The following is a 12274-nucleotide window of genomic DNA, read 5'->3' on the forward strand; positions in this document are numbered from 1 at the left end:
TTTTAATTGTTATGTTATATTGTAACAATTACTTAGGTGGATATTAAAAAATATCTAAATGAAGCACAAAACGCTGAGAGGAAATTATGTTTAGACGAGGTTTGCTAATGGCTTTTTTGTGTCTTAGTTGTCAAGCCGTTGTGGCACAAAAACATGTGCATGGAGACGGACAGTTGTTGATTGCGCAAGATCAGCAACAGTGGCAGTTTCAATTTATTTTACCCGCAGCTGATTTACTTGGATTTGAGTATGTTCCCGAGTCGGCAGAGCAAAAGGAAAAATTAAAAAGCATTGTGAGCAAGATTGAAAATGTAGAAGAAATGATAAGGTTGCCGAGATACTGCACGCTGGTATCGATGTCGCACTCCTTGTTCAATTTAAATCCCCAAAGTCTTGAGAGTACTCATTCACATGCCAACAAACATGCAATAACTGCTCATGTTGAACAAGGTCATTTGCGCGAGCACTTAGACATAAAAATCACCTATATCTTTAAGTGCAAGAATACCCCTGACTCTGCTGTGGCTACTGTAATGGAATGGGCAAGCTCCTTACACGTACTCAATGCACAATGGATAACTAACGAGCAACAAGGCGCTGTAAAGCTAAAATCATCATCAGCTGTTATAAGATTTGGACAATGAACCAGGCTCATGTCGACCAGACTAAGGTAGCGGTACAAGAACGCTGTGAAACAAACCGCGTCCGTTTAACTAACAAGCATAAACAAGTGCTCAACGTTTTACTTGTCGCCAATCAGGCGCTTTCAGACTCCGAGTTAACAAAAATCTGCAATGAGCGCTTTGAGGGCGAGATAACCAGAACCTCAATATATTTTATTTTAAAATTCTTAAACGAGCTACACATTGCCTACCGATTTGACACCATTAACAGAAATATTAATAAAAATATTAACAGAAATATTATCAGAAATATTGTTTGCAAACATACTAACCAGCTAAGCGAAGGTCGCTCTCTTATATTTGTGATATGTGTGCAATGTAACGGCTTGAACGAGCTATTTGTTTTCTGTGTGATTATGAAGGACATGTGCTCGCTAGCTAATACCTCCCACTTTGAGGTTATTGACTCTAAAATTGAACTAAAAGGAGTCTATAACAACGCGAATACACTTCAAGCCTGATGGCTAGAGGAGAACATTATGAAAAAGCTATTAAACGCTAGCGAAAAAACCGCGATTGCATCGTCGTTCGTGTGCGTATTGCATTGTATGGCGCTACCACTAATTTTAATTGTTCTACCATCAGTATCTGGCCTACTTGTCTTTAGTGATGAACGTTTTCACCTGTGGTTAGTGATTGCCGTTGCTCCTATTAGCATATTTGCGATTACAACGGACTACTTTCACCGCCGCCGCACAAGTGTTTTTTATCAGCGCTATTGGCATGCTGATACCGTTGAGTGCCGCTATATTTGGACACGACACGTTAGATGAAAAGGGCGAAGTTATAGTGCCGCTTATTGGCTCGGTACTAATCGCGTTTGGACATATAAGTAATTTTCGATTAAGACGAGCTACAGCATACGAAAGTTCAATCGAGCTGAACTAATAAAATAATACAAATAAACAATAGAGAATACGATGAATACACAGACTCTTTTAAACAATGCAACCAAGCCCAAGCTTCCCGTTACCGTTCTTTCAGGGTTTTTAGGAGCAGGTAAAACAACCGTACTAAGTCATGTGCTGAACAATAGGCAAGGCATAAAAGTCGCGGTAATTGTGAATGATATGAGCGACATTAATATTGACGCTGCGATGATAAAAAACGATGTCTCTCTTAATCATAGCCAAGAAAAGCTCGTGGAAATGAGTAATGGATGCATTTGTTGCACGTTGCGTGAAGACCTGCTGCTTGAAGTAGGTCGATTGGCGAATGAAGGCACGTTTGACTACTTATTAATCGAATCAACGGGGATATCTGAGCCCCTGCCTGTGGCAGAAACATTTACCTTTGCCGATGAAGACGGAGTCTCACTAGGAGATATTGCCAAACTCGACACTATGGTCACAGTGGTTGATGCGGTAAATTTTATAAAGGACTATGACGAGGCAAAATATTTAGCTGAAACCGGTGAGTCCTTAGGCGAAGAAGACGAGCGTACAGTAGCAGATTTACTGATCGATCAAGTGGAATTCGCAGATGTCATACTGATAAGCAAAACTGATTTGATTGACAATGATGCTCTAAAAAGACTCGAAGCGATTTTAAAGAGCCTAAACACTACGGCTAAAATTATCCCTATTAGTAAAGGTCAAATCGCTATTGAAGAAGTAATGGGTACGCAACTCTTTAACTTTGACAAAGCGCAACAAGCGCCGGGCTGGCTCAAAGAGATGCGAGGTGAACATATACCAGAGTCAGAAGAATATGGCATTGGCAGTTTTTCGTATTCAGCACGCCGTCCTTTTTACCCCGAAAAAATCTATCAGTTTTTTCACAACAGCAGCGATTTTGGAAAGTTGTTACGTTCCAAGGGATACTTCTGGTTAGCCAGTCGCCCGCAATGTGCAGGACATTGGAATCAAGCTGGTGGTATTGCTCACTACGGATACGGAGGGATGTTTTGGATGGCCGTTCCCAAGTCGCAGTGGCCAACAGAGCTAGACGATCTTAAGTCGATTGAAGAACAGTGGGTTGAGCCCTTTGGTGATATGCGTCAAGAATTAGTATTTATTGGTCAAAATCTGGATAAAGCGGCAATAACAGTCGCGTTGGACGCTTGCTTATTAAACGATGAAGACTTATGCCGAGGTCAAGCATACTGGAGTTCTTTAAGCGACCCATTCCCAAGGTGGGAGCAATAGTATGGGCGCAATGAGAGAGTCAACAGATAGCGATATCGTAATAGAGAAAACCCGCTTTGCTAGTGAGACAGACGATCCGCAAGTGCTGACAGATATCTATAATGAACAATGCAACATTGCGATATGGCGTCGGCGTTTACCGACTGAATTTTTACAACAGGTGGCGCAAGATATCAGTAGCGATCCTATGCTCAACAAGACGGTGCAAGTCAGAGCAGATAATATTGAAAACGACATTGCTACTATTGCTGCAGACAGGGTTTATGGCGAACAACTGCGTTTATACATACACGATATTGTCGATATGTTTTGCATATTATTCGATACCAACAAAGTGGGGCTAAGGCTTTCCGTCCTCGACAAAGCGATGTGCCCGCGCTTTCATTTTGATCGGGTGCCATGTCGTTTGGTGACCACATTTAGCGGTATCGGCACGCAATGGTTGCCGAATAACAAAATAAACATGAACAAATTAGGACACGGTAGTGGCGGTAAATCAGATGAAGAATCGGGGCTAATTGCTACAGAAGCTGACATTCAAAGTCTCGCTTGCGGTGATGTAGCCTTGTTAAAAGGCGATACTTGGGAAGGCAATGAAGGCAGTGCTTTAGTTCATCGCTCTCCCCCGCTGAAAACAGACGAGTACAGATTATTAATGACTGTCGACTTTGTCGCTTAAAGATTATATGGGTCTTTTTAAAAAATCTAATGCCGCCTAAAATTATCTGGATTGTCATAATAAGGCTCGATAGAGACCACATCAAGAATGTAAGCCGAGGTACCTAAAGGGTCTTCAAACAAACCTCGGCGAAAAATGCCATCCAAGCGATAGGCTTGGTTTATGTCAAAATCGGTGAAGCCGCTGTTAAGTTGTGCAAATATCATTTGGTTAGGTGGTGGTGATGGAAAATGCAGGCACGCGCCAAAATACGGCACGATAAAAATATGATTTAGGCTCCGATCCGCAACATAGCCTACAGGCACAATAAAACCAGAAATAGACACCGCTTTGTTATCAAACGTATCCACGCTGTTGGTAGAAATCATTGCGGCACCATATTCATTGTCAGTACTGGCTTGCAAAGACAAAAAAATGGTGTCAGCTAACTCGGTTGGTGTGCTTGCCTGCATTTGTTGATACTTTTCTAATACTGACTTTTCATTATCAGGCAGCAGTTGCCACCATTGGACCTGCAAAATAGGACTAAGTGCCTGATATTTATTTTGCAGGTGCGCCTCGTCAGTTTGATAGAGTTTGGGTTTGAATAACAACCATTGTGCAAGTGTCGGTTGGAAGTTTACATAGGCATAACCGGCAGCCACACCAAGTAGCAAGCATGTAATGAAAAAGACAAAAATTTTAGCCATATTGTTCGTAATCGTTTAATAAAATCTTCAAGTTATTTTGATCAATGATTGTGTTGTTTGCGAAAAAATACTAATTAGCTCTCACATCAATTCGCTGTACCTTCGAGTAAGGTAAAGACCCTTTCATCGCATCAATCCATATCAAGATATGACTATCTCCACTTGCCTTTACGACGAAATCTAGTGTGTATACACCGTTAAGTGCGTCTATTTGAATATTATCATTAGCTTCCAGTAAAATATCGTCGCTGGAGGTAAAGCGTAAATACACATTTTTATATGCAGTCGGTAAATGATAATTTATATCGACACGCTGAGTTTTAGCAATCGAAGCTACTATAGTCTTCTTATGTTTTAGCGTCAGTCCTGCAGATATAAATGCAGACGAGTGGCGCTGCGTTAATGGATGTGTTTGCCCAAATTGCTTCATATGACTAAAATTCCCAAAACCCCTAGGGTCATGATAGTCACAGGCATGAATTAAAAATGAAAAACTAGATATGACTATATTGGCAAAAGTAAAAATTATTCCATATTTTATTCGCGACATCATAATTTAGTCCTCATAGGGAGAATATGCGTCCAATCGCAATGTGTACGCTGAACTGCCCAGCCCATTCACGGTATGAGCTATTTGCAAGGTTCCCTCAAACCAATAAGGATCGAGCAGAGTGTTAAGCTGAACACCGGATTGAAACTCTGCGTAAATGATTTGATTAGGAGGGGGGGGAGGCATGTGTAAGCAAGCGCCAAAATAAGGCACAATAAAAAAATGCGTGACACGCTGCTGCTCATCAGACTGCAATGGTACGATAAAACCCGGTAATCTAATCCGCGCCTGATCAAAGGCATCAATCACACGAGTAGACTGAAGCGCTTGTGCAAAGCGTTTTGCGGTTTCGTTTGATTCACTTAAAGTACTGAGTGATTCGATATTGTCATTATCTTCGCCATCCTCAATATCAAGTAAAAAATCAGGTGGATTAAGCAATGCCGCCAAATCATCTGCAGGCATCAGTTGTGTCCATTCAATCTCATTATATTTAGCATCCGCAATAGCGGTTTTTCCGGTTGAGAGGCTAACTGCAACCAGTAGAACAAACACGAGTCGATGTATAGTTAACATTACTTTCACTTAAAATGTACCTGCTCAGATAACTTGTTTACGCACGAATCAAATGATATAACATAACAATTAAAAAAAGTAGCTGAAACTAAGAAGGAGCCTATAAGATGTCATCGTTTGCTCTTGAAATTGAGAATCTGCGTTATACCTACTCGAAAAACACTGATAGCGTTTTGTCCATACCAAAATGGCAACTTAAGCTTGGCGAACGTGTATTTTTATATGGTGATTCTGGCTCTGGAAAAACCACGTTTCTGAATATTTTATGCGGTATTATGGTCCCTAGTAGCGGCCGAATAACACTATTCAATGAAGAATTAGATAATATGTCGGATCGTAAGCGTGATCGCTTTAGAGCTAAAAATATCGGTGTAGTCTTTCAAAAATTTAATCTTATCCCCTATCTAACGGTATCAAAAAATATTGAACTCGCGGCTTTTTTTGCTAACTACTCTATGTTCAAAAGTGACAATACAGATATAAAAATTCGTACACAAACCCTGATTGAAAATTTGAACTTACCTAAGGATATTTTGAACACACAAGTCAGGTATTTAAGCACTGGGCAACAACAGCGCGTTGCAATCGCACGAGCTTTAATCAACCAGCCGAAATTACTGTTAGTTGACGAACCCACCTCTGCTTTAGATGCTTCTGCAAGGGATGCATTCATGCAAGTGTTAATGCATATGTGCGACGCAGCCAATACCACACTAATTTTTGTAAGCCATGATCTTGCACTTGGTAATTATTTTGAGCGAAAGGTAGACCTTTCTTCACTTAGCTCACCTGAGTTTGAAATGTCGCTATGAAAATCTTACTTTCAGTTGCATGGAACAGTTTATTGAGCCGCAAAAAAACAGTCGTTTTGACCTTACTTTCACTTTGTGTCAGTACCATGGTTTTGATCAGCGTAGAACACATTCGACTGCAAGCAAAGGAGAGCTTTAATCGAACTATATCGAGCGTAGACTTAATTGTGGGCGCGCCAAGTGGGCAGCTAAATATGCTGCTCTACTCAATATTTAGAATGGGCAACCCCACTAACAACATAAAGTACGAAAGCTTTTTGATGTTGCAACAACATGAAGTAGTTGAGTGGGCAATTCCCCTATCATTAGGAGACTCACATAGAGGCTTTCGAGTAATGGGTACCAATGGCAGCTACTTCACGCATTATAAATATGGCAATAATCAAAATTTAAGGTTCAAAGAAGGCCGCGAGTTTGATGGGCTTTTTGACGCTGTGATAGGTGCTGATGTGGCAAAAACCCTTGGATATCAAGTCAATGACAAGATTGTTATCGCCCATGGTATCGGCAGTACAAGCTTTACACATCACGAGCAAGCACCGTTCGTGGTTAGTGGTATATTGCTGCCAACAGGTTCGCCTGTCGACAAAACGGTCCATATCAGTCTTGAAGCTATCGAGGCAGTTCACCTACCACCTTCCACTATACAGACTGTTTTAAATAATCCAAAAAACGCAGCGCTGAGGCCAGAGAGTATTACGTCAGTAATGCTAGGACTCACAAATAAGTTTGCCATTTTTAGAATGCAGAGAGAGCTAAATAACTACTCAAATGATCGACTTATGGCAATATTACCTGGTGTAGCGATGGCGGAACTTTGGAGCTTAATGTCAACGGTGGAAAATTTATTGCGGGCGATTGCAGCATTGGTACTCATATCTTCTTTGTTTGGGCTAGCTACAATGCTTTTGGCTTCAATGAACGAAAGGCAGGGAGAAATTGCAGTATTGCGTGTTTTAGGTGCAGGCCCTTTCACACTATTACTACTCATACTTTTCGAGTCCCTTATTTTGATTTGTATATCAATAGCGATGGCAATCAGTGGATTAAAAGTAATGCTAGTGATATTAGACGGGTGGATGGTTTCCGAGTTTGGTTTGTTTCTAAGTCACAATTTATTATCTTCTGAAATCGTTAGCCTAATTGGCTTAGTGATATTAGCAACCATGATAGTGTCTCTTTATCCGGGGATTGAGGCATATAAAAAAGCCTTGCATATGCAGCTAACAGGAAAGTAACTAATGAGCATGTTTTGGAATCGTTTAGTCTAAAATTTCAGCCATAATCATACCTTACTGTTTGATGGATTCGTGCGCGAATATATTACTTTATCCTTCTTGACAAAGATTGGTTAATCCTTCCTTCACTAAGCAGGATTTGGATCCCTTCTGGAATGACTAGACATAAGCTCTCTTTAAAATTTATCCACTTGCATGTTTCATAGTGATAAGAATCACGGGGACAAAACACTTGAAAACCGACTATTAACTAAACGTCAGCAATCATGCAAATTTTGACATTTACTAAGACCACTCAATTCCTCCTATGATCGATCGCTTATCAATCATGTTTTTTTATTCATTCTTATGACCAGTTGAACTCGTAGCCCAGTGGCGTCGCTCAAGAGAACAGTATATAACTATCGCATCTAATCAGAGCTTAACCAAAAATTGATAGAAGACAATGGTGATCTATACGCACAATTATTTCGTTTCGAAAAATTAAATAGCGGTAAATACTTAAATAACCTACAGCTTAACATCGTAAAAATTGGTTCAGAACTGTGAGCATTTTGCCCAAGACAAGATACCGATCGATTTAGCTCAACAACTAACGATATCGATGCTCCAATAAATGTAAGAAAAAATTTGGAATGCCTTGAAGTTAGAGTTTAATAATACCCAACTGTCACAGTTTTCTTATTTAATGGATATCACTTCCAATAATGTACGTACACTAATTGATTAGCCGCAGCCAGAAATTAAAGTTATTGCGGATTAAAGATGGTCAATGGAACTGAATATTTCAAATTCATCAAGATATTAATCCCAATGATAGCTTTACAGCGCCAAACCAAGAGAATGATCATTTATAGCATCTTGGTGACTTGATTGGAGGTGAATCTCGACGGGTTGATATATAAAAAAACGAGATTATATTTAGATAATAGAAGCGGCTAGATTTTTACTTATCGAAAAGCTGCAAGCTCTTTAATAGAATTCCGCATCCTTTACTATTAGTTGTGCGAGCGCATTTTTATCGTTGCCATCAGCAGGCGTTAATACTATTCCGAGTGCTCCAGCATAAAAGACGATAGATACTTTATCGTTTCGTTTAATTGCTTCGTTAACATTATGGGAAAACGTTTCAGTAATGAGTGTTAACTAGCTTGATTCAACGAACCTGAAGCATTCAATAGAAGTACAATATTACTTCCTTTTCTTGAGACTAACGGACGACATATTGAAGCAGGTTTTTTATTTTAATCTTTTTTAAAATTTGATAATAACTCTTGGTGGTGCACTGGTATCTTAAAATAATAGTTTCATAAGGTAAGGTCTCAAGATATATGATCAGTAATATCATGGTTAACCTCCTATAAATTCATAATCTACATTACCTATATAATGGCATATTGAGCAGATCAGGAATGTGGATTATCCTTTTTTAGTCTCGTCTTGGTAATACACAGAAGTACCCAAGACCATGACTCAATCATCAGACTCAGACGAATCAAAAAAATCAGTATATTTGTTACAGACATAAATAGCTGATTTAAAGAACGTAGGAGCAAGATTTAATGAGAGTCGAAAGCAACTTCAGCTAGTCATTCAGCCTACTGGGAACGGCACTTGGAATTGGCAAGTACAATCGGGCGAGACTGAATTTAATGAGCCCTTGGGGAACATGATTGGCTATAATTTGGAAGAACGGTTGCCACTCAGCACACTAACATGGCTGGTTCAAGCTCACTTCAAGGATTTGAAAGAATCAGAATGCCTACTTAACGAATATTGCGCAGGTAAAGCCGAGTCCTATATTTTTTGAATCTCATATGAAACATAAAACCGTGATTGGATAGAGTTTCTGGATACGGGGAAGGTTATAAAAACACAGCCTGTTGCATAAAACGGGCTTATCGTTTATCTTCCCATGCACTCTTAGCTGGTATGTTTACCGGCACTTTTGAGATGTTAGCACAACAACAGTTGACTTTTTTTGAACACTCGACGCAAGTAATGCGTAATAATAAACAACACTATATCAGCACTCTTTTTGCTAACGATTACTTAATGGAAACCAATAATGAATAACCTTAAAACAGCACTGCTAATAGGCTCTATTTGCACTTTAGCTGCCTGCTCGCCTTCAACACCACCCTCAACATCACCCACAACACCACTAGCAACAGCGCCAGCATCACTGCCAGTGTCAACAACAGATAATACAAGCTTGTTTGAGCGCACTATTCTTACCGCAACAGGCGATACCCTTGGCACCCTTTCTTTAAAAGATCTTGGTGAGGGAGGCACAGAAGTAACAGTTACAGTGAGTGGCCTTGATGGTGCTGGTACTCATGCCATGCATTTCCATGAAATAGGTGCGTGTGAAGCCCCTAGTTTTAAATCCTCAGGTGGTCATTTTAACCCAATGAATATGGCCCATGGAAAGTTATCTGCCGATGGTCCGCATGCTGGCGACATGATGAATATGGAAGTCGGAGCTGACGGTACCGGAACACTAACGATTATTAACGAGCGTGCTTCCATTGATGGTGACCACGGATTGCCTGCGTTACTTGACGCTGATGGTACAGCTCTCATTATACATGAACGAGGTGATGACTATACTACCCAGCCAACAGGAGCTGCTGGTGGACGTATAGGTTGCGCAGTTCTGTAAGTGCTATACCTTGCATAAACGTTACAAACAAACAGTACTTTGTAATGTTTGCTGTTAAGTATACAAGCTAATATAAAGCGCATCATTACCAACAATGATGCGCTTTTTTTTGGACGTAATAAAAGGGGGCAGAACCAAATTAGATGATTAATAAAAGGGGTCAGAACCAAATTAGATGATAATGGTTAGTCAGCCCTATGGCTGATTCACGCCCTGAGGCATTCAACTAATTTGACATCAGTGGAGGAGAATTCCCCCCTTTTAAAGCAAGTAGATATTTAGCCCCGCATTACGAGTTATTACTCTTCCAGTATTTAAACAATATCTTGATTCATTTAAACGCGAGCTCTCTAATTGCGGCATTATAAATCTTTCCTTTTGCACCCTGTTGATTATGATACAAGGAAGCTCGTAAGGACTGGCTAACAGATTTTACTGACCACTCAATGAATGATTGTCGTAAGAGTTTTGAACACTTTTATCGCCTATGTAGCCATAATTTTATACCACTGCCCTCAGTGACCAGCACAATACTTGAATAGGTTTGTACTCCAGCCACACTTATAAAGAGCGTCTCTATCTTGCCCATTATTACTAACAACCTAGAAACAAGACAAGGTCCTGTGGTGGATAATGTTTTGAAAATATGGGCGTTGCTCATACCGTTAAAAAACTCATAAGTGGCGATATTAAATGATTAATAGCCACGATGACGGCTTAAAGCTGTAATGCTGAAACCTTAATGTAAAACTGGCTTTACTCTTAGATGGCCTCATATTCAGTCAATGGCATAGCACTGTATATTAACAATATACAGTGCTTTAATAGCGTTACCGCTTTTCCCCCTATACGATTAAAAGGCGCTCTGTTTATTGATCCTCTTGCTCTTTTTAATTTAGTAATACTCAGCCAGTGAATGAGACATCAGAAAAAAACTACGTATCTTTATGCAAAGACCACTCTAGTACCTGAGGATAGTATTGTTTCAAAGTATTTAAATACGGTCGATGTAGCGTTTTTTTAGCGTTAACAAGCCGTCTTCGTTATGCGGCTAGAAATTAGAGACTTCCGTTCCTGACACTTTGAGCATGTTGAGTGTTAGTTGTTTCTAGATCACGCAGTATCATGCCTAAGCCAAGTTCAGCATCGGTAGGTTCATCCTTCGCTCCGCTTGCTAAAAAGGCCGTTTTATAGCTTACAAAGATCGCAGTATCGATAGTAAACATAGTGACAATTTCTCCTTGTTAAGACCATAAACAATTGGCACTTTACATAACTCATCCGCAACGGCTATTTAGACATGATATTACTGGTGGAGCGACATTATCTATTCGTCAATGTATTCTTGAACGTATTGTTAATGTTAAAACTGTGTTTTTTGATGGGAAATTCAGTGCATATATCATGATTACTGGTTGCCCAATCAATACCAATGTTTAACTGATAACATTGTTTACACGTCATTTCTCTCTCCCAAGCTTTAGGTTCGGCATTTATATTTACGCTTTTCGAAAGCATTATATATAGCAATAATTAAAGCAAGCCTTGAATACTCGTTTTGAAGTTTGGTTGGACTAGCTACATTGAAAGCAAACCGGAAAACATTCAAGCGTGTGGTGAGCGAGTTAATTGTATGCAGCTAGCATATGACCTAGTGCAGAAACATTATGCTACTTTTCAAAATTGAATGACTGTACTGAGCTATCTTTTATCAGTCTAGATTGATTCACTCGTATGTCTGCAATTCACTTAAAGGGGCAAGTCGAATTGTACTGTAGATAATATTCAAAGCACATTCTGACGTCACAATCCTAGAATGCCTGAATATCCAGTTTATTCAACACACCGTTCGTCATAATAGATTTCAGTATCTACCCTAATCATCTAACTGGGCAGAATATTTCATGTTTTATAAATGTGCAGTTTATAAATTTACTTAGTGTTTTAGCATGTAATCCTAATTTCAATAATGAAGTGGGTAAAGGTAAGTTATGTGATTTACCGTAAACGGCTCACAATGGGAATAAGAACAGGATACACCGTTATGTGTTTGTGTTTCTAGCGGTAGCCCATCCTGCCCCTTGCTTCCCTACCCCTTACTTCCCTGCCCCCTGAATATCCCTAATCAATAGACATAAAAAAAGGCCACCTGAAACAGGTGGCCTTTCTTATTATGAGGAGTCTGGCAGTGTGCTACTCTCGCATGGGGAGACCCCAAACTACCATCGCCGCTAA

General features: G+C 39.8%; 12 protein-coding genes. 8 read left to right on the forward strand and 4 right to left on the reverse strand.

All coding sequences use genetic code 11. The features are described from left to right. The first annotated feature begins 86 nt into the window (after positions 1 to 86). The 4 genes from QZ562_RS05845 to QZ562_RS05860 all read left to right on the forward strand — a co-directional run bounded on the left by QZ562_RS05845 (position 87) and on the right by QZ562_RS05860 (position 3509). Positions 87 to 644, forward strand: a complete 558-nt coding sequence (locus tag QZ562_RS05845) for a DUF2796 domain-containing protein (RefSeq protein ID WP_293757987.1) — start codon at positions 87 to 89, stop codon at positions 642 to 644. A 518-nt stretch (positions 645 to 1162) separates the two neighbouring features. Then, a complete protein-coding gene (locus QZ562_RS05850) occupies positions 1163 to 1456 on the forward strand; it encodes a MerC domain-containing protein (RefSeq protein ID WP_293757990.1) in 294 nt (97 codons plus the stop codon). 147 nt (positions 1457 to 1603) lie between these two features. After that, positions 1604 to 2830, forward strand: a complete 1227-nt coding sequence (gene zigA / locus QZ562_RS05855; protein ID WP_293757993.1) for a zinc metallochaperone GTPase ZigA — start codon at positions 1604 to 1606, stop codon at positions 2828 to 2830. Between the two features lies 1 nt (position 2831). Then, complete coding sequence (locus QZ562_RS05860; protein ID WP_293757996.1) at positions 2832 to 3509, forward strand: DUF1826 domain-containing protein; 678 nt, start codon at positions 2832 to 2834, stop codon at positions 3507 to 3509. A gap of 26 nt (positions 3510 to 3535) precedes the next feature. Here QZ562_RS05860 and QZ562_RS05865 read toward each other — a convergent pair whose 3' ends face one another. The 3 genes from QZ562_RS05865 to QZ562_RS05875 form a co-directional block, all read right to left on the reverse strand. After that, on the reverse strand, positions 3536 to 4198 hold the full coding sequence (locus QZ562_RS05865; RefSeq protein WP_293757998.1) for a DUF3299 domain-containing protein: 663 nt from the start codon (positions 4196 to 4198) through the stop codon (positions 3536 to 3538). Between the two features lie 70 nt (positions 4199 to 4268). Further along, complete coding sequence (locus tag QZ562_RS05870) at positions 4269 to 4751, reverse strand: hypothetical protein (protein ID WP_293758000.1); 483 nt, start codon at positions 4749 to 4751, stop codon at positions 4269 to 4271. 3 nt (positions 4752 to 4754) lie between these two features. Further along, the gene (locus QZ562_RS05875; protein ID WP_293758003.1) at positions 4755 to 5324 is read right to left on the reverse strand and encodes a DUF3299 domain-containing protein; all 570 of its coding nucleotides are present in this window, start codon (positions 5322 to 5324) and stop codon (positions 4755 to 4757) included. 107 nt (positions 5325 to 5431) lie between these two features. On the opposite strand from QZ562_RS05875, the gene QZ562_RS05880 reads away from it, so the two are divergent. From QZ562_RS05880 to QZ562_RS05895, 4 genes are all read left to right on the forward strand, one after another. Continuing rightward, a complete protein-coding gene (locus QZ562_RS05880) occupies positions 5432 to 6136 on the forward strand; it encodes an ABC transporter ATP-binding protein (RefSeq protein WP_293758006.1) in 705 nt (234 codons plus the stop codon). Between the two features lie 2 nt (positions 6137 to 6138). Continuing rightward, complete coding sequence (locus QZ562_RS05885; protein WP_293758027.1) at positions 6139 to 7374, forward strand: FtsX-like permease family protein; 1236 nt, start codon at positions 6139 to 6141, stop codon at positions 7372 to 7374. A gap of 1836 nt (positions 7375 to 9210) precedes the next feature. Further along, entirely contained in the window at positions 9211 to 9450 is a 240-nt protein-coding gene (locus QZ562_RS05890; protein ID WP_293758009.1) for a hypothetical protein, read from the forward strand. Then, positions 9443 to 10039 (forward strand): superoxide dismutase family protein, encoded by a 597-nt coding sequence (locus tag QZ562_RS05895; protein WP_293758012.1) that lies wholly within the window; start codon positions 9443 to 9445, stop codon positions 10037 to 10039. The genes QZ562_RS05890 and QZ562_RS05895 overlap by 8 nt, the downstream gene beginning before the upstream one ends. Before the next feature lie 1058 nt (positions 10040 to 11097). Here the strand turns inward: QZ562_RS05895 and QZ562_RS05900 are convergent. Beyond that, positions 11098 to 11265 (reverse strand): hypothetical protein, encoded by a 168-nt coding sequence (locus QZ562_RS05900; RefSeq protein ID WP_293758015.1) that lies wholly within the window; start codon positions 11263 to 11265, stop codon positions 11098 to 11100. Between the last annotated feature and the right edge of the window lie 1009 nt (positions 11266 to 12274).

Origin of the sequence: uncultured Paraglaciecola sp. (genome assembly GCF_913058035.1) — a bacterium.
Taxonomy (GTDB): domain Bacteria; phylum Pseudomonadota; class Gammaproteobacteria; order Enterobacterales; family Alteromonadaceae; genus Paraglaciecola.

Coding starts and splice junctions, on each gene's coding strand:
- QZ562_RS05845 (WP_293757987.1), top strand. CDS start 87: ATGTTTAGACGAGGTTTGCTAATGGCTTTTTTGTGTCTTAGTTGTCAA.
- QZ562_RS05850 (WP_293757990.1), top strand. CDS start 1,163: ATGAAAAAGCTATTAAACGCTAGCGAAAAAACCGCGATTGCATCGTCG.
- zigA (WP_293757993.1), top strand. CDS start 1,604: ATGAATACACAGACTCTTTTAAACAATGCAACCAAGCCCAAGCTTCCC.
- QZ562_RS05860 (WP_293757996.1), top strand. CDS start 2,832: ATGGGCGCAATGAGAGAGTCAACAGATAGCGATATCGTAATAGAGAAA.
- QZ562_RS05865 (WP_293757998.1), bottom strand. CDS start 4,198: ATGGCTAAAATTTTTGTCTTTTTCATTACATGCTTGCTACTTGGTGTG.
- QZ562_RS05870 (WP_293758000.1), bottom strand. CDS start 4,751: ATGATGTCGCGAATAAAATATGGAATAATTTTTACTTTTGCCAATATA.
- QZ562_RS05875 (WP_293758003.1), bottom strand. CDS start 5,324: ATGTTAACTATACATCGACTCGTGTTTGTTCTACTGGTTGCAGTTAGC.
- QZ562_RS05880 (WP_293758006.1), top strand. CDS start 5,432: ATGTCATCGTTTGCTCTTGAAATTGAGAATCTGCGTTATACCTACTCG.
- QZ562_RS05895 (WP_293758012.1), top strand. CDS start 9,443: ATGAATAACCTTAAAACAGCACTGCTAATAGGCTCTATTTGCACTTTA.
- QZ562_RS05900 (WP_293758015.1), bottom strand. CDS start 11,265: ATGTTTACTATCGATACTGCGATCTTTGTAAGCTATAAAACGGCCTTT.